This window comes from Hamadaea tsunoensis DSM 44101 (assembly GCF_000428945.1).
GTDB lineage: Bacteria > Actinomycetota > Actinomycetes > Mycobacteriales > Micromonosporaceae > Hamadaea > Hamadaea tsunoensis.
In genome coordinates this window covers 40,712-58,147 of the sequence record NZ_AUAX01000030.1, presented here as the reverse complement: position 1 = coordinate 58,147, position 17,436 = coordinate 40,712, and the positions used below count along the sequence as shown (strand labels likewise).

Here is a 17,436-nt window from a genome sequence, read left to right as displayed (position 1 = left end):
CGACGGCTGTTCCGCGTACGGGTTCTCTTCGGGCTGTTCGGGCGTACGCCAGGCGACGACCATCGCACGGCGCTCCCTGGCGGTCGTGCCGCCCCACACGCCGTGGCAGTCGCCGGCGTCCAGCGCCCAGGCCAGGCAGGCACCCCGCACGTCGCAGGTGCCGCAGAGGGCGATGGCCGCGTCGGGCGGATCCGTCGGCGCCGGGAAGAACGTCTCCGGGTCGACGGACTGGCACACGCCACGCGTACGCCAGGCGGTGTCGTTCTGCCGCTCGGTGGCGGCTCTCAGCAGTCTCGGATCGCGACGAGCCGCCGCGACTTCGTGCGGGCGTGGAACACGCGCCCGGGTCATCCACCCACCTCCCCCGTGGGTCGCCTTCCCGCCGCGCGATCGATGCGCGGCGCGTACCCGGTGGTGGGGCCTGACGGCCTTGCACCGGCGCTGTGTTCTACCGCACAAACGCGCCCCCGGACAAGGGTTCGTCAGGAGGTCGGCAACTTTCCTCAGCGACAAATCACCATCAATGACTCCGAAATCGGCACAGAATCGACCGTTCCGACGACTACCCCGTGTCACGATATGAAGATCGACTACGATTCAAAAGAGTAGACCATCATCGATCGGTGCGATCAGATCCGGGCCGTCGTTACGGACATCTCCCACGGCCGGACCGACTGCCCGAATCTCTACTGTGGAGAGATATTCCGGCGACGCAGGGGTGAGCAGGCCGTCACTCGCAGTAGCCGTCAGCCACTCCGCCCACCGGTCGCGGGGCAGCAGCAGCGGCATGCGGTCGTGCACCTCGGCGAGCGGTCCCGCCGACGCCGTCGTCAGCACGCTGAAGCTCAGCCGATCCGCGCCCGTCGACCAGATCCCGGCGAAGACGAGATCCGGCGCCGTCATGAAATACGCCTGCTTGCCGGCCGGTCGGCGGGCCCACTCGTACCAGCCGTCGGCCGGGACGAGGCAGCGACGGCGTTCGAACGACCGCGCGTACGCCCTGGTGGTCATGACGGTCTCGGCCCGGGCGTTGATCATGCGCGCGCCGACCCGGTGGTCCTTCGCCCAGAACGGGATCAGGCCCCAGCGGGCGACGGTGAGCACGCGCGCGCCGGTCTCCTCGGCGACCCGGACGATCGGGACGGGGTCGGTGGGGGCCACGTTGTAGTCGGGGCGCACGGACCCGGACGTCTCGTCGTAGGCCTCGAAGATGCTGCTCAGGTCCGCCGAGGAGCGGGTGGTGGCGTATCGGCCGCACATACCGGGGACGCTACCCGCCCGGTCCGACGAAATCCGGCCGTCCACCTCGGACACGAAAGGGTGCGCCACCGGTACGCCACCCTTCGCTCACTCCCTATCCGCGGGTCCGCCCGCCCGTCAGAATGGGCGGGTGACGAAGCGCGCGACACCTTGGGCCGCACCCACAGCCGCCGGACCCGTCGATGCGGTCGTGCCCCTGCCCGGCTCGAAGTCGATGACCGCGCGCGCCCTCGTCCTGGCCGCCCTGTCGGTGGACACCTCGACGCTGGAGCATCCGCTGCGGGCGCGCGACACCGAGCTGATGGCGGCCGGGCTGCGCGCGCTCGGGGTCACCGTCTCGACGCTGGCCGACGAGCGCTGGGTGGTCCGGCCCCGGCCGCTGGCCGGCCCCGCGCACGTGGACGTGGGCCGGGCCGGGACCGTCATGCGCTTCCTGCCCCCGCTGGCCGGCCTGGCGAGCGGCGCGGTCACGTTCGACGGGGAGCCGGCCGCCCGCCGCCGGCCGCTCGCCCCGCTCGTCGGCGCCCTGCGCGCGCTCGGCGTACGCATCGAGGCGAGCACGGCCGACGGCCTGCCGATGACGATCCACGGCCAGGGCGGCGTACGCGGTGGCGAGGTGGTCCTCGACGCGTCCGAGTCGACCCAGTTCGTCTCCGGCCTGCTGCTGGCCGCGCCCGACTTCGACCACGGCCTGACGCTGCGCCACGACGGCCCGGCGATCCCGAGCGCGCCGCAGCTGCGCATGACGGTGCTGATGCTGCGCGCGGCCGGGGCGGCCGTGGACGACTCGGTCAAGAACGTCTGGCGGGTCGAGCCCGGGCGGCTGCTCGGCCGGGCGTGGCCGATCGAGCCCGATCTGTCCACGGCGGCGCCGTTCCTGGCCGCCGCGCTCGTGACCGGCGGCACGGTGACCGTGCCGGGCTGGCCCCGGACCAGTACGCAGGCCGGCGACCGGCTGCGCGAGATCCTGACCCGGATGGGCGGCACCTGTACGCTGACCGAGGCCGGTCTCGTGGTCCGCGGCGGCGGGGTCGTGCACGGCGTCGACGTCGACCTGCACGACGCCAGCGAACTCGGCCCGGTCGTCGTCGCCCTCGCCGCGCTGGCCGACGCGCCCTCGAAGGTGCACGGCGTGTCCCATCTGCGTACGCACGAGACGGACCGGATCGCCGCGCTGGCCCGGGAACTCGTCGCGCTCGGGGCCGACGTCGAGGAGCGCCACGACGGGCTGGAGATCCGGCCGCGGCCGCTGACCGGCACCGCGTTCGAAACTTACGACGATCACCGGATGGCCCACGCCGGGGCGCTGCTCGGCCTGGCCGTCCCCGGTATCGTCTTGAGCGATGTGGCGTGTACAGCCAAGACCCTCCCCGAGTTCCCGGCACTATGGAGTGCCATGACAGGAACGAGCTCTTGACGACCAAGCGACGTGAGTACGACGAGGACGACGTGCGCGTACGCCCCACGAGGGGTTCACGCCCCCGGACGCGTACGCGACCCAAGCACGACGACGCCATCGACGCACTGGTGATAGCCGTGGACCGCGGCCGGTACACCTGTGTCCGGGGCGAGAGCGACGAGCTCGTGACCGCCATGCGCGCCCGGGAGATGGGCCGCAAATCCGTCGTCGTCGGCGACCGGGCGGCCCTCGTCGGCGACACCACCGGCGCGCCCGGTTCGCTGGCCCGGATCGTGCGGATCGCCGAGCGTACGAGCGTGCTGCGGCGGACGGCCGACGACGACGACACGACCCCCGAGGGCCGGCTGGAACGGGTCGTCGTGGCCAACGCCGACCAGCTCGTCATCGTCAGCGCGCTGGCCGACCCGCCGCCGCGTACCGGCTTCATCGACCGGTGCCTGGTGGCCGCGTACGACGCCGAGATCGAGCCGCTGCTGCTGCTGACCAAGTCCGACCTGGCGAGCCCGCACGAAATCCTGGACTACTACGCCGCGCTCGACGTGCCCCACCTGCTGACCGGCCCCGAGGGCGACCTCACCGCACTGCGCAAGGCGCTGGCCGGCCAGGTGTCGGTGCTCGTCGGGCACTCCGGCGTCGGCAAGTCGACCCTGGTCAACCGGCTCATCCCGGGCACCGACCGGGCGGTCGGGGCGGTCAGCGCGATCGGCAAGGGCCGGCACACCTCCACGAGCGCCGTGGCCCTCCGGCTGCCGCCGGTCGGCAAGGGTCGCAAGGATCCCGGCTGGATCATCGACACCCCCGGCGTACGCAGTTTCGGGCTGGCCCACGTGACCGCGGACAACCTCCTGCACGGCTTCCTCGACCTGGTCGAGGGAACGGTCGACTGCCCGCCCAACTGCGAGCACCTGGGCGGCGAGTGCGCGCTGGACGCCTGGGTCGCGGCCGGGCACGCCGACGAGCGCCGGCTGGCGTCCTTCCGCCGCCTCCTCGGCTCCCGCAACAGCACCGAGGAGGACGTCCAGGACCGTCAGACCTCGACGTATCCGCCGGACCGCCAGTAGGTCGCCGTGGCGTTCTCCCGCTCCAGGAGGCCGTTCTCGACGAGATAGCGGCGCAGGGCGACGTAGTCCCGCTCGTAGAACGCCCGCAGCACGGCGTTGACCTCGACCTCGGCGTACCGCACGCCGGGTTCGAAGGCGGCCGCGATGTGCTCCAGCACGTAGCGGCGCTTGGTCGCGCGGGTGGGCATGCTCGTCAGGGAGCCGTCCGGGGCGAGAAACGCCTTGAGTACGGCCTCCCGTTGCCGGTCGGTGTCCATCACCCCGCCGACGCTACCGAGCGGCCCACATCGTGTCGCGCGGATATCCGCTCCCGTATTGCTCCATGAGATCCGATAGGTTCTGCGCATGGCGCGCTACGCGGACGATCTGGCACTGGCCCATGTTCTGGCGGATACGGCCGATTCGCTGGCCATGTCGCGATTCCGGGCGCTGGACCTGCACGTCAGCAGCAAGCCGGATCTCACCCCGGTCAGCGACGCCGACACCGCCGTGGAGAAGGCGCTCCGATCGACCCTCGCGCGTACGCGGCCCCGCGACGGAGTCCTCGGCGAGGAGTACGGGTCCACCGGGGCCACCGGTTCGCGCCAGTGGGTCATCGACCCCATCGACGGCACGAAGAACTTCATCCGCGGCGTACCCGTGTGGGGCACGCTGATCTCGCTGATGGAGGGCGACGAGCCGGTGGTCGGCCTGGTCTCGGCGCCGGCTCTGGGGCGGCGCTGGTGGGCCGCCCGGGGCCTCGGCGCGTTCGCCGGCCGGCACCAGGCCGCGGCGCAGCCGATCCGGGTGTCCGAGGTCGCCCGGCTGGCCGACGCCAGCTTCTGCTACTCGTCGCTGAACTCGTGGGAACAGACCGGACGACTGGCCTCAATGCTGGAGATCATGCGTAAATGCTGGCGTAGCCGGGCATACGGTGATTTCTACGGTTACATGCTTCTGGCGGAGGGCGCCCTCGACGTGATGGTCGAGCCCGAGCTGTCGCTGTGGGACATCGCCGCCCTCATCCCGATCGTGACGGAGGCCGGTGGAACCTTCACGGACCTGTCCGGGCGGGCGACGCCGGGCGGCGGGAGCGCCATCGCCACCAACGGCAAGCTGCACTCCGACATCCTCGCGCGGCTCACCCCAGGTGGCCTTCGCGCACTGTGAGCAGGGTCTCTCTGTGGGTGACGAGCCGTCGCGCGTCCTGACACGCAGAGGGGCGGAGCGACCCCTAGGGGTTTAAACTCGCGCCGTGGTGTCCTCAGGTTGGTGGTTCCTCGCGGCGATGATCATCGCGTACGGCGTGGGAAACCTGCTGCAGTCCGTGGCTGCCTCGCGTACCAAGATGCACAACACGCTCGACCCCGGCCTGCTGATGCGGCTGCTCGGGCACCGGATCTACCTCGGCGGCCTCGGCTGCCAGATGCTGGGCTTCTTCCTCGCCCTGCTGGCCCGGCGGGACCTGCCGCTCTTCCTCGTACAGGCGAGCGTCGCGGCCGGGCTCGGCGTCACCGCGGTCCTCGGCGTCATCCTGCTGAAATGGAACCTGCCGAGGAGCGAGATCGTCCTGCTCGCCTCGCTGGTGGTCGGCATCGGCGCCCTCGTGCTGTCCGCCGAGCCCGCGCCCTCACGGCCGCTGTCCACCCTCGGCATCATCTGCCTGCTGGGCTCGCTCGTGATCATCGCCGGCGCCGGCTTCTTCGCCGTGCGCATCCAGGGCACCCCCGGCAGCGTCGTCCTCGGCGCCCTGTCCGGCCTCGGCTTCGCCTGCGCCGCGGTGGCCGCACGCCCGCTCGCGTCGGCCCACTCGATCTTCGAGTTCGTCACCAGCCCGCTGCTCTACCTGGTGATCATCCACTCGCTCAGCGCCCAGCTCCTGCTGGGCCTCGCAATGCAGCGCGGCTCCACCAACGCCGCCGTCGCCGCGATGGACGCCGCCGGTGCCGTCCCGGCCGCCGCGGTCGGCCTCCTGCTCCTCGGCGACAAGGTCCGGCCCGGCCTGTGGTGGCTCGCCGCGATCGGCTTCCTGGTGACCCTCGGCTCGGTGATCGCCCTCACCCGGTACGCCGAATCGCAGGAACGCGACGAGGACGCCGACCTGCCCGAACCAGAGCCGACCCACGCCTCGGTCGTGTCCCACCGCACCGGCAACGCGATCCGGCCGGCGCTGAACGGGCGTACGCCGCTGATGGACCTGCCCACGGCGGAGCACCCGGTGCTCATGGAGCAGACGGCGATGCACCCGCGCGTCCTGGACACGACGGAGATCCCGCGCCTGGACGCGACGACGGAACTCCCCCACCTCCGCATCCGCCTGGACCCCTCCCGCCCCTGACCATCCCGCCAAGATCCCGTTTGGATCAGGGAAATCACCCGAATCATGGCCCAAGATTCGGGTGAAAAACCTGATCCAAACGGGATCTTGAGTGCGGAGGGAGGGCGGAGCGGTCAGGGGAGCCAGATGTGGGCGGAGTCGGCGACGTAGTAGACGTTGCCGTTGCGCGTCACCAGCGGCAGCCCTTCGGCAGTCCGCTCCACGACCGTCGCCGTCGTCGGTTCCAGGACGTCGAACCATGAGGTGTCGGAGAACCGGCGGTCGGCCACGCGCGCTCCGATGACCGCTTCCACCGCGTCGGTCACGCGATAGGACGCGTCGACCAGGCCGCCGTTGAGGACCACGGTCTCCCCCAGCGCCGTCACGTCCCGGTGGATCAGCTGCGCCGGAGCCACCACCAGCGAGTACGCGCCGCCGGCCGAGGGCGGGATCACGTCGACGGCTCCCCGGGCGGCCAGCTTCCGGTGCCAGTCCAGCAGGACGGTCTCGTACTCCAGCCGCAGCGGCAGATGCTCGGCCTGCCAGCCCCACATGCTCTCGGCGTCGTAGACGAGCGCGGTCCGGGCGTCGACGGTCACGGGCGTCCGGTCGCGCAGGGACGCCCCGAGTTCCGTGACGGCCGCCGGCAGGACGCCGGAGTGCGGCACGAGCGCCGGATGCCACTGCTCGGCCCCGCCCCGGGACGCCCGCCACTGGAAGTACAGCGCCCCGATCGAGCCCCGGGACAGGTACGCCTCCGCGACCTCCGCGAGCCGTGGACCCGGCGCGTGTTCCATGAGCAGCCAGCGGCCGTTCGGATGATCGGCCGCGCGGGCCCAGCCGCGGGCGAGGTCGGCGGCGAACGCCCGTTCCGCGAGAGCGTCCTCGAAGGCGCGGGCGGCCGGATAGCTGTCGATCGCGACGAGGTCGACTTCGCGGGCCCAGCGCGCGTGGTCGACCGGTACCCAGCCGCCGAGGACGAAGTTCGTCGTGACCGGCCGGTCGGTGTGCGTACGCAGGATGTCGCGCTGCATCGTGTAGTTCGCCAGGAGCGCGTCGGACATGAACCGCCGGTAGTCGAGGTCCTGGGCGGGATTGCGGCGGTACTGGGTCGCGCGGGGCGGCAGGACCTCGGCGAACGAGGCGTACCGCTGGGACCAGAAGTCGGTCGTCCACGCGGCGTTGAGGCCGTCGAGTGAACCGTGGCGGCGGGACAGCCAGGACCGGAACGCCTCGGCGCAATGGTCGCAGAAGCACCAGGTGCCGTATTCGTTGTGCACGTGCCACAGGCGTACGGCGGGGTGGTGGCCGTACCGGCGGGCCAGTTCCGTCGCGATCCGCCGGGAGGCCTCGGCGAAGGCCGGTGAGCTGACGCAGAAGGTGTCGCGGGATCCGTGCGTCAGGCGTACGCCGTCCCGCCCGACCGGCAGCCCGTCCGGGTGGCGCCAGGTGAACCAGGGTGGGGGCGAGGCCGTCGGGGTGGCCAGGCACACCCCGATGCCGGCCGCGCCGAGCCGGTCGAGCAGGCGGTCGAGCCAGCCGAAGTCGAACTCGCCGGGGGCCGGTTCGAGCCGGGACCAGGCGAAGACCCCGACCGTGACGACGGAGACGTGTGCCTTCTTCATCAGGGCGAGGTCGTCCGCCCAGCTCTCCTCCGGCCACTGCTCGGGGTTGAAGTCGCCCCCGAACCAGAGATCACCCCCGAGGTACGCGCTCACGCAGCCATCCCAGTTGTTCGTCGAGGTGGTCGAAGCTGCCGCCCTCGTGCCCGTTGAACCGGTAGACCTTGATGTCCTTGTCCTCGTGCGCCCACGCGTTGTACGCCGCGAAGACGGTCGACGGCGGGCAGATCTCGTCCATCAGGGCGGTCGAGAACAGGCCGGGGGCGGTGGCCCGGCGGGCGAACGACACACCGTCGAAGTAGGACAGTGTGCGGTACGCGGCCGCCTCGTCGAACCGGTGGACGGTCAGGTACCGGGAGATCTCCGAGTACGGGTCCTTGTCGGTCATCCCGACGGCCCGCTCGAAGTTGCACAGGAACGGCACGTCGGGCATGGCCGCCGTCAGGTCGCCGACGAGGCCGGAGACGGCGATCGAGATGCCGCCGCCCTGGCTGCCGCCCGTCACCGAGACCCGCGCCGCGTCCACCCACGGCGACGTACGCGCGGCGTCGACCGCGCGTACGGCGTCGGTGTAGACGCGGCGGTAGAAGTAGGTCGCCGGGTCGAGGATGCCCTTGGTCATGAAGCCGGCCTGCTGCGGCGTCGAGCCCTCGGGATCGGCCGTGGCCCCGAGCGACCAGCCGCTGCCCTGGCCCCGCGTGTCCATCATGAAGTGCGCGTACCCGGCATTGGCCCACAACAGGTTCTGGTGCGGTACGCCCCGCCCGCCGTTGTAGCCCTGGTACTGCACGACGGCCGGCAGCGGGCCGTCCGCGTTCGCCGGTACCGTCAGCCAGGCCTTGACCGGCTGGCCGGCGTACCCGCTGAAGGTCACGTCGAAGGTGCGGACGAGGGTCAGCCGGTTGTCGATCTCCTCGAACACGGGGTCGCCGCCTGCCGACCGGGATTCGTCCAGTGTGGACTTCCAGAAGGCGTCGAAGTCACCGGGCTCGGTGACGGTGGGCGCGTAACTCCGCAGTTCGGCGAGGGGCAGGTCGAAGAATGCCACTAGATGCGCTCCAGGGTGTGATCGCGGGCCTGGGCGTAACGAGCCCGCAGGGCAAGATCAGCTGGGGCGTCGAACGTTACCACTTCGCCAGCCGACCACGCCGGGAAGTCGCCGGTCAGTGCCCATGCCGCCTGCCGTGCGGCCCCGTCGGCCACGTACTCGCCGGCCGGTGGAACGGCGACCGGCCGGCCGAACACGATCGGCGCGATCTCGCGTACCGCCGGATTGCGGGCGCCACCCCCGATGAGCAGGACGCGCTCCACGGCGAGGCCCTGCGCGACGAGCGCGTCGAGGCCGTCCGCGAGCCCGCACAGCAGGCCCTCCACCGCGGCGCGCGCGAGGTGCGCGGCGGTCGAGGTGGCGAGGGTGAAACCGTGCAGCGAGCCGGTGGCGTCGGGCTTGTTCGGGGTGCGCTCGCCCTCCAGGTACGGCACCAGCACGAGGCCGTCGCTGCCGCTCGGCGCGCTGAGCGCGAGCCGCGCGAGCTCCGCGTGGTCCACGCCGAGCAGCGCCGCGGTCGCGTCGAGCACGCGCGCGGCGTTGAGCGTGCAGACCAGCGGCAGGAAGTGGCCGGTGGCGTCGGCGAACCCGGCGACGATGCCGCTCGGGTCGGCAGCGGCCACAGTGGACACTCCGAAGACCGTGCCCGACGTGCCGATCGACACGACCACGTCGCCCGGTCGCGCACCCAGCCCCAGCGCGGCGCCCGCGTTGTCACCGGCCCCCGCCGCGAGCAGCAGCCCGTCGCGCTCCACCCCGCCGCGCGGCGCGAGCACGGTCGGCACCAGCGGCCGCGCGCCCATCGCCCGCTCCAGAAGATCCATCTTGTACGCGTCGTCGCGCGGACTCCAATATCCGGTGCCCGAGGCGTCGCTGCGATCGGTGGTGATCTGGTCGAGCGCGGTGGAACCGGACAGCCGCCAGGTGAGCCAGTCGTGCGGGAGGCAGACCGCGCTCGTGCGGCGGGCGTTGTCCGGCTCGTGCTCGGCCAGCCAGCGCAGCTTGGTGACGGTGAACGAGGCGACCGGGACGCTGCCGATCTGCTCGGCCCAGGTACCGGCGCCGAGCTCGGACACGAGGTCCGCGGCGGCGGCCGCGGACCTGGTGTCGTTCCAGAGCAGGGCCGGGCGGACCACCCGGCCGTCGTCGTCGAGGCAGACCATGCCGTGCTGCTGCCCGGCCACGCCGAGGGCCGCCACGCCGTCGAGGCCGCCGGCCTGGCGGACGGCCTCGTTCAGCGCGGTCTCCCAGGCGGCCGGGTCGACCTCGGTGCCGTCCGGGTGGGCCGCGCGGCCCTCCCGGACGAGCGCGCCGGTCTCCGCGTCACGGATGACGACCTTGACCGATTGCGTGGACGAGTCCACGCCCGCGACGAGCTTCACTTCCGGGCACCCAGCAGGTGCTCGATCGCCAGCTGCGTCAGCTGCACGAAGTTGGCGCCCTCGGCCCCGGCCGCGTCCACGTCGAAGTCCTCGAACGCGGTCTTGTCGGCCAGCAGGTCCGCGACGGTCTCCCCGGCGCCCAGCGTGGTCTCGCTCAGCTCGGCCACCCGGGCGTTGGCCAGCGCCGCCTGCACCTCGGGATCGGCCCGGTACGCCTCGGCCCGCTCGCGCAGCAGCGTGTACATCCGCATGTTGGCGGCGGCCGACGCCCAGACCCCGGCCACATCCTCGGTACGCGCCGGCTTGTAGTCGAAGTGCCGCGGCCCCTCGTACGCGCGCCCGCCCTCGGGACCGCCGAACTCCAGCAGGTCGACGAGGAAGAACGCGTTGAGCAGGTCGCCGTGGCCGAACACCAGGTCCTGGTCGTACTTGATGCCGCGCTGGCCGTTCAGGTCGATGTGGAACAGCTTGCCGTGCCACAGCGCCTGCGCGATGCCGTGCATGAAGTTCAGCCCGGCCATCTGCTCGTGGCCGACCTCCGGGTTCAGGCCGACCCGCTCGGAGTGCTCCAGCTCGTTGATGAAGCCGAGGGCGTGGCCGATCGTCGGCAGCAGGATGTCGCCGCGGGGCTCGTTCGGCTTCGGCTCGATGGCGAACCGGATGTCGTAGCCCTTCTCGATCACGTAGGAGGTCAGCAGGTCCAGACCCTCCTTGTAGCGGTCGAGCGCGGCCCGCACGTCCTTGGCCGAGTCCGACTCCGCGCCCTCGCGGCCGCCCCAGAGCACGTAGGTCTTCGCGCCCAGGGACGCCGCGAGGTCGATGTTGCGCAGGACCTTGCGCAGCGCGTACCGGCGTACGTCGCGCCGGTTGGAGGTGAACCCGCCGTCCTTGAACACCGGGTGCGTGAACAGGTTCGTCGTCGCCATCGGGACGATGAGGCCCGTCTCGCCGAGCGCCGCACGGAAGCGCTCGATGTGCCGCTCCCGCTCGGCGTCGTCCGAGCCGAACGGGATCAGGTCGTCGTCGTGGAACGTGACGCCGGTGGCGCCCAGCTCCGCGAGCCGGTGCACGGTCTCGACCGGGTCGAGCGCCGGGCGGGTCGCGTCACCGAACGGGTCACGCGCCGGCCAGCCCACGGTCCAGAGGCCGAAGGTGAACGGGATCTTCTCCATGTGAATCACTCCTGGATGTTGCCGTTGAGGACGACCGTCCCCGGGTCGGCGTATCCGGTGGCCTTGGCCAGCCAGACACGGTCCACCCGAGCCGGCCCGCTCGTCGTCACCGTGAAGGTGTCGCCGTCGCGTACCGCTCGGACGACGGTCACGCCGTCGTCGTCACGAATCTCGGTCTCCCCGCTCTGGCCGCCCACGCTGATCAGCGTGATGGCACCCCAGGGCCCGTCCGGCACCGACGGCGCCGGCTCGGTCGTCGCCAGCAGGGCGCCGAGGCGGGCGTACAGCGGCACGCGCGCGAGCGCCGGCCGCGTATGCACAATGGACGGACCGGGCAGCACGTGGCCGCTCCACCAGTCCACCCACTGCCCCTCGGGGAGGTAGAGGTCACGTTCCTGGTCCGCGGAGATCATCGGCGCGACCAGCAGGTCCGGCCCCAGCCGGTACGCGTGCTCGGCCCGCCACGCGAACGGGTCGTCCGGCGAGTCGACCATGAGCGCCCGCATGACGGGCTCCCCGGTCTCGCCGGACCGCAGCGCCGCGGTGTAGATGTACGGCAGCAGCCGGTAGCGCAGCTCCAGCGCCTCGATCACGGCCGCCTCGACGGCCGGGAACTTCCACGGCTCCCGGCTCGTGGTGCCGTGGAACCGCAGCAGCGGCGAGAGCGCCCCGAACTGGGCCCAGCGCAGGAAGAGGTCGTCGGTCGGCGTACCGCAGAAGCCGCCGGTGTCGTGCGACCAGAACGGCACACCCGACAGGCCGTGCGCGAGGCCGCCGTTCATCGAGCTGGCCAGCGCCTCGTAGGTGCACATCGTGTCGCCGCCCCACTGGGCCGCGTGCCGCTGACCGCCCAGGTAGGACGATCGGCCCCACACCATCGAGTGCCCGTGGACCTCCCGGGTCACCGCGCTGACGGCGTCGTTGAACAGCAACGCGTACACGTTGTGCAGTTCGGTGCCGGTCATGCCGTTGAAGGCCACGGCGTCGGCCGGTACGCCCTCCGCGAAGTCCGTCTTGAAGACCTGTACGCCCTGCCGCGCGATCGGCCGCAGCAGATCCTGGAACCAGGCGGTGGCGTCCGGGTTGGTGAAGTCGACGATGCCGCCCTGCGGGAACGACCCGTGCCAGGAGTCCACCACGTACGCCTCGCCGGCCGGGTTCTTCAGCAGGAAGCCGCGGTCGGCCGCCTCGGTGAACCGGTCGGAGTTGACCGACAGGTAGGAGTTCATCCACACGCAGACCCGGAAGCCCATCCCCGCCAGCTCGGCCAGCATGCCGTCCGGGTCGGGGAAGGTCTCGTCGTTCCAGCGCAGTTCCGACCACTTCCCGTCGGGCTGCCAGTACGTGTCGAGGTGCAGGACGTCGCACGGGATCCCGTGGTCGCGGATGGTCCGGGCGCGTTCGAGCACCGCCTGCTGGGTGTCGACGAAGAAGCCGGACGAGATCCACGAACCGAAGGCCCACTTCGGCGGGGTCACGGGCTTGCCGGTCAGCCGGTCGAACCGGCCCAGCACGTCGCCGGGGGTCGGCCCCGCCAGCACGTAGTAGTCGAGAAGATCATCGGGGACGACGACCTGGGTGACGCTCTGCGTACTGGCGCCGAAGTCGAACTCGATCGGCAGGCCGGAGTCCACCACGACGCCGTAGCCGCGGCTCGACTGGTAGAAGGGCACGTTCTTGTACGCGCGGTCGCTCTCGCTGCCGAACGCGTCGAAGTTCCACATCACCGGCCGCTGGCCGCGCAGGTCGAGCGGGGTGAACCGCTCGCCGGTGCCGACCAGCACCTCGTCGGCCGGCAGCGTGAAGGTCTCGTGGTACGCGACGACGGCCCCGTCGACCACGGAGACCCCGAACGGCGCGGTACGCATGCGCCCGGAGATGTCCACGACACCCGGCGCGGTACGCACGAGCAGCCGGCCGGAGGCGGTCTCCGTGAAGCGGATGCTCCACGGTTCCAGGCTGATCTCGGCGGTCATCGCACCGGCCACGACGCGAACGATACCGTTATCGACTTGCACGTCGGCGCGATAGCCCGGATCGGGATGCGTCAGGGCGATCGCGCGGGCACTGCGCGTACGCGCCGCGGGGTCGGTGCTCAGGCGGACGCGGATCACGCCCTCCCCCGCGGCGGTGACCTGGGCGGTGAGGACGTCGCCGCCGGCCGCGTGGGCCTTGAGGCTGACGCCGGACGGCTCCGTCGCCATCAGTTCGGCATGGGTGATGGGTTGCGGCCCTGGCTCGCCGTGGGCACGGCGAGGCAGCTCCGGCGGGTCGGCACTGAAGTACTCGTGCGCGACCAGTGGAGGGCGGTAGGGCATGACTTAGTTTCTCCGTTGCCTAAACAAATTGTCAAGGATGAGGTTCAGGGCCGTGAGCTGGGACTCAGCCCTTGATCGCGCCGGTGATGACGCCCTTGGTGAAGTGCCGCTGCACGAACGGGTACGCCAGCATCGGCGGAATGATCGCGACCACGACGACCGCCATCTTCACCGCGAGGGTCGGCGGCATCACCGAGAAGGACCCGGACATGCCGACCTGGGGCGAGAGCCCGGCCAGGATGTACCCCTGCAGCAGGCGCTGAATGGGCTGGAGGTTGTTGTCGTCGATGTAGAGCACCGCGTCGAAGTAGATGTTCCAGTAGCCGACCGCGTAGAACAGGCCGACGACCGCGATCACCGCCTTCGACAGCGGCAGCATGATCCGGGTCAGGATGCGGAACTCCCCCGCCCCGTCGATGCGGGCGCTGTCGAGCAGTTCGGCCGGGACGTTCATGAAGAACGCCCGGATGACGATCAGGTTGAAGGCGTTCACGGCGCTCGGCACCATGAGCGCCCACAGGCTGTTCTTCCAGTGCACGAGCTGCGTCACGACGAGGTACTTCGTGACCAGACCCGGATAAATGAGATAAGTGAGCAGGAACAGGAACAGCAGCGGCCGGTGGAACAGCGAACCCGGTCGCGACAGCCCGTACGCCGCCAGGACGGTGGTGGTGAGGCTGATGGCGGTGCCGCCGAAGGCGACGATGAGGCTGACCCAGACCGCCCGGGCCACCTGGCCGCCCGAGAAGATCGTCACGTACGCGCCGGGGTCGAAGCCGCGCGGGATCACCACCAGGCCGCCGGCCTGGTCGATGGTCTTGCGCGAGGAGAGGCTGGTGACCACGACGCACCACATGGGGAACGCCACCGCGAGGACGAGGAAGGTCAGCAGGATGCCCTTGCCGACCTTGCCGGCGGGGGTGGGCTCCTCCTCCCACGCCGGCCGCTTGATGCTGGATGTCTTGGCGCGCGCGGGCTTCGTGGCCACGGCGTCCAACGCTTCGGCAGTCATGACTTCGCGAATATCCCTTGCTCGCCGAGCCGGTGCGCCACCTTGTTGGCGATGAGGATGAGCACGAAGCCGACGATGCCCTTGAAGAGACCGGCGGCCGCGCCCAGCCCGTAATCGGTGACGGCGATGGCGTGATAGAAGACGTACGTGTCGAGGACCTCGGCAGCCTGGAAGCCGACGGCGTCGCGCTGCAGGATGAACTGCTCGAAGCCGACGCTCAGCGCGTCGCCCAGGCGCAGGATCAGCAGCAGGACGATCACCGGCCGCAGCCCCGGCAGCGTGATGTGCCACAGCCGCCGCCACCGGCCGGCCCCGTCCGCGGCCGAGGCCTCGTACAGCGACTGGTCGATGGCGGCCAGCGCCGCGAGGAACACGATCGTGCCCCAGCCCATGTCCTTCCAGAGGCCCTCGGCGGTGACGAGGAGGAAGAACGTGTGCGGGTTGGTCATGACGTCCGGCGGCGTCAGGCCGTGCGACTGCATGGTCTGCGCGAACAGCCCGGCGCCGCCGAACATCTGGACGAAGAAGGTGACCACCAGCACCCAGCTGAAGAAGTGCGGAAGGTAGATCACGCTCTGGATGAACGTCCGCAGCTTCGGGCGCAGGATCCCGTTGAGCAGGATGGCCAGGAAGATCGGGACCGGGAAGAAGAACACGAGCTGGAACCCGGTCAGGAACAGGGTGTTGCGCAGCGAGGCCCAGAACAGCGGGTCCGAGAACAGCTCCGCGAAGTTCGTGAAACCGATCCACGGGCTCTGCACGAACGAGTCCACGGCGTTGTCGCCCAGGTAGGACTGGTAGTCCTGGAAGGCGATGACATTGCCGAGGGTCGGCAGGTAGTGGAACAGGATGAGCAGCAGCGCGGCCGGCGCCGTCATCACGAGCAGGGGCCAGTCGCGGCGCAGGCGCGCCGCGAAGCCCGGCCGCCCGCGCGGGGCGGGCGGCCGCGGCCTGCTCATCGGCCGTTGTCCGACAGAGCCTTGGCGAAGAAGGTGCGAGCTTCCTCGCCACCGTCCTTCTTCCACTCGGTCACGATGGCGTCCAGGTCGGCCACCGGTCGCCGGCCCCGCAGGACGTCACGGAACTTGTCCTCGTAGACCTCCTTGTTCTTGGCGTACGTGGCGGGCTCTTCGAGCTTCAGGCCGACCCAGGGGTCCGTCTCCAGCTGCTTCGCGCCGACGTTCGCCCAGTTGATCAGGTCGTTGACGTAGTTCGGCGTGGCCGGGTCGCCGACGACCGCCGGGTTGCGTCCGACGATGAAGCCGTACTGGAAGGCGATCTCCTTCTGGGCCAGCGCGTTGCCGACCGGCGCGCCGTCCGCGCCCCGGGTGAAGTGCACACCCTCCTTGCCGTACTGGCGCAGCTCCCACTCCTTGGTGCCGAACGGCGCGGCCAGCCAGTTGAGGACGCGCAGCAGCTCCTCGATCCGGTCCTTGCCCAGGCCCTTCTTGATGAAGGTGTGGAAGATCGGGGCGAGGCTGTTCCACTGGAGCGGGTCGCCGCCCGAGGCCGAGAAGTTGGCCACCGGCTGCATGTTGAACGCCGGCGTGACCTTGGACTGGTCCTTCTGCATGCCCTGCCAGGCACCCGGGCCGTCCTGCATGAAGATGATCTTTCCGCCGGAGAACAGCGACTTCGCGTCGGCCGTCTTCGCCGCGGCCACCACGTCCGGGTGGATCAGCTTCTCGGCGAACAGCTGGGTCATGAACTCCAGCGCGGCCTTGTACTCGGCGGTCTCGTACTTGAACTCCAGGCCGCCGTCGGACTTCTTGCGCCAGCCGCCCTGCGAGCCGGGGACCTTGAAGTACATCTGCACCATGCTGAAGATCTCGTTCGCGGCGTAGACCCCCTTGGCCGGGTCATTCACCTTCTTCAACACGTCGTGAAGCGCTTCGATAGAGGTCGGAGCGGCGAGACCGGCGGCGTCGAGCAGGTCCTTGCGGTAGAAGAGGGCCAGCGGGTACGGCGTCTGGTCGGTCGGCCACGGCACCGAGGCCAGCTTGCCCTTCCAGATCGCGTACTTCCACTGGTCGCTGGCCAGGCCGGCGAGGAACGGGTACTTGGACGCGTTGGCGCCCTGCAGGTAGGGGGTCAGGTCCTCGAACAGCGCGTTCACCTGGTCGGCGAAGTTCGGGATCTTCGGGTACTCCCAGCTGGGAACGCACAGCAGGTCCGGAACGTCCCGGGCGCCGAGCATCGCGCTGAGCTTCTGGCCGTAGATCGTTCCGTCCTGGACGGAGAAGTCCAGCGGTACGCCGAGCGCCGCGTTGACGGCGTCGTAGTACTGGTTGCTGCCCAGGCCGGGCGGCGTCGGACCCCAGAACGGGACCATGGCCGTGGCCTTCGTGCCGCTCTTGCCGGGGACCTCGCTGACGGCCTGCACGAGGTTCGACGGGTACTTGTTGAACCCGTCGGCGATCGGCGGTACGCCGGGCACGTCGGCCTTGACCAGCTCGACCTTCTTGTAGGTCGGCAGCAGGGCGTCGTCGCCGGTCTCGACCGAGCCCTGGTTGCTCTTCTTCTCGCTGCAGCCGGCCAGGATGCCGGCGCCGGCGGTCGCGACGACGCCGACCTTCACCAAGTTGAGGAAGCCCCGGCGGTCCGTGGAGACTGTGCTGAGGGGGTTGTGCACTGCTCTCTCTCCCTGTCGTGTGCGGTGGAAAGCTGTGGAGAAGCGTGTTCGTGGGGTACAGTTAGTTGGTCTTGCGACTAAACAAATTAGCGGACCGTGACCACAACCACAAGCGTCGGGGAAGCACCGGAGCCCGGTGCGGGCGGGCGACGTGACACGTACGAGGAGTTGATGATGACGCGTTACGCCGATGTACGGCATGATGCGCGTGTG

General features: G+C 70.5%; 13 protein-coding genes and 2 pseudogenes. 4 read left to right on the top strand and 11 right to left on the bottom strand.

What is annotated here, in order from left to right:
• Positions 1-18: 18 nt before the first annotated feature.
• Positions 19-351, bottom strand: a pseudogene (locus G401_RS50125) (WhiB family transcriptional regulator); the annotation flags it as partial.
• A 246-nt stretch (positions 352-597) separates the two neighbouring features.
• The gene (locus tag G401_RS0133045; RefSeq protein WP_027345850.1) at positions 598-1,260 is read right to left on the bottom strand and encodes an SOS response-associated peptidase; all 663 of its coding nucleotides are present in this window, start codon (positions 1,258-1,260) and stop codon (positions 598-600) included.
• Between the two features lie 130 nt (positions 1,261-1,390).
• Between G401_RS0133045 and aroA the strand changes: the two genes are divergently transcribed.
• Together aroA and rsgA are read left to right on the top strand one after the other, a co-directional pair.
• Positions 1,391-2,677, top strand: coding sequence for a 3-phosphoshikimate 1-carboxyvinyltransferase (aroA, locus tag G401_RS0133040; RefSeq protein ID WP_027345849.1), 1,287 nt, complete (start codon positions 1,391-1,393; stop codon positions 2,675-2,677).
• A complete protein-coding gene (gene rsgA / locus G401_RS0133035) occupies positions 2,647-3,741 on the top strand; it encodes a ribosome small subunit-dependent GTPase A (protein WP_027345848.1) in 1,095 nt (364 codons plus the stop codon). Before aroA ends, rsgA begins: the two co-directional genes overlap by 31 nt.
• Here the strand turns inward: rsgA and G401_RS0133030 are convergent.
• Positions 3,708-3,998: a DUF2087 domain-containing protein gene (locus tag G401_RS0133030; RefSeq protein ID WP_027345847.1), complete on the bottom strand. Its 291-nt coding sequence runs from the start codon at positions 3,996-3,998 to the stop codon at positions 3,708-3,710. The genes rsgA and G401_RS0133030 overlap by 34 nt on opposite strands.
• 88 nt (positions 3,999-4,086) lie before the next feature.
• On the opposite strand from G401_RS0133030, the gene hisN reads away from it, so the two are divergent.
• Together hisN and G401_RS50120 are read left to right on the top strand one after the other, a co-directional pair.
• The gene (gene hisN / locus G401_RS0133025; protein ID WP_027345846.1) at positions 4,087-4,890 is read left to right on the top strand and encodes a histidinol-phosphatase; all 804 of its coding nucleotides are present in this window, start codon (positions 4,087-4,089) and stop codon (positions 4,888-4,890) included.
• 118 nt (positions 4,891-5,008) lie between these two features.
• Positions 5,009-5,806, top strand: a pseudogene (locus G401_RS50120) (hypothetical protein); the annotation flags it as partial.
• Between the two features lie 365 nt (positions 5,807-6,171).
• On the opposite strand, the gene G401_RS50115 reads toward G401_RS50120, so the two are convergent.
• The 8 genes from G401_RS50115 to G401_RS0132980 all read right to left on the bottom strand — a co-directional run bounded on the left by G401_RS50115 (position 6,172) and on the right by G401_RS0132980 (position 17,223).
• Positions 6,172-7,755, bottom strand: coding sequence for a beta-galactosidase (locus G401_RS50115; RefSeq protein ID WP_051367491.1), 1,584 nt, complete (start codon positions 7,753-7,755; stop codon positions 6,172-6,174).
• The gene (locus G401_RS0133010; RefSeq protein ID WP_027345845.1) at positions 7,733-8,707 is read right to left on the bottom strand and encodes an acetylxylan esterase; all 975 of its coding nucleotides are present in this window, start codon (positions 8,705-8,707) and stop codon (positions 7,733-7,735) included. Before G401_RS0133010 ends, G401_RS50115 begins: the two co-directional genes overlap by 23 nt.
• Positions 8,707-10,089: a xylulokinase gene (gene xylB, locus G401_RS0133005; RefSeq protein WP_027345844.1), complete on the bottom strand. Its 1,383-nt coding sequence runs from the start codon at positions 10,087-10,089 to the stop codon at positions 8,707-8,709. The genes G401_RS0133010 and xylB overlap by 1 nt, the downstream gene beginning before the upstream one ends.
• A complete protein-coding gene (gene xylA / locus G401_RS0133000; RefSeq protein ID WP_034593887.1) occupies positions 10,086-11,261 on the bottom strand; it encodes a xylose isomerase in 1,176 nt (391 codons plus the stop codon). The genes xylB and xylA overlap by 4 nt, the downstream gene beginning before the upstream one ends.
• 5 nt (positions 11,262-11,266) lie before the next feature.
• Positions 11,267-13,579, bottom strand: coding sequence for a TIM-barrel domain-containing protein (locus G401_RS0132995; RefSeq protein WP_027345842.1), 2,313 nt, complete (start codon positions 13,577-13,579; stop codon positions 11,267-11,269).
• Positions 13,580-13,643: 64 nt separating this feature from the next.
• The gene (locus tag G401_RS0132990) at positions 13,644-14,591 is read right to left on the bottom strand and encodes a carbohydrate ABC transporter permease (protein WP_051367490.1); all 948 of its coding nucleotides are present in this window, start codon (positions 14,589-14,591) and stop codon (positions 13,644-13,646) included.
• Positions 14,588-15,550: an ABC transporter permease gene (locus G401_RS0132985; protein ID WP_027345840.1), complete on the bottom strand. Its 963-nt coding sequence runs from the start codon at positions 15,548-15,550 to the stop codon at positions 14,588-14,590. Before G401_RS0132985 ends, G401_RS0132990 begins: the two co-directional genes overlap by 4 nt.
• Complete coding sequence (locus G401_RS0132980) at positions 15,547-17,223, bottom strand: extracellular solute-binding protein (RefSeq protein ID WP_027345839.1); 1,677 nt, start codon at positions 17,221-17,223, stop codon at positions 15,547-15,549. Before G401_RS0132980 ends, G401_RS0132985 begins: the two co-directional genes overlap by 4 nt.
• Positions 17,224-17,436: the final 213 nt, after the last annotated feature.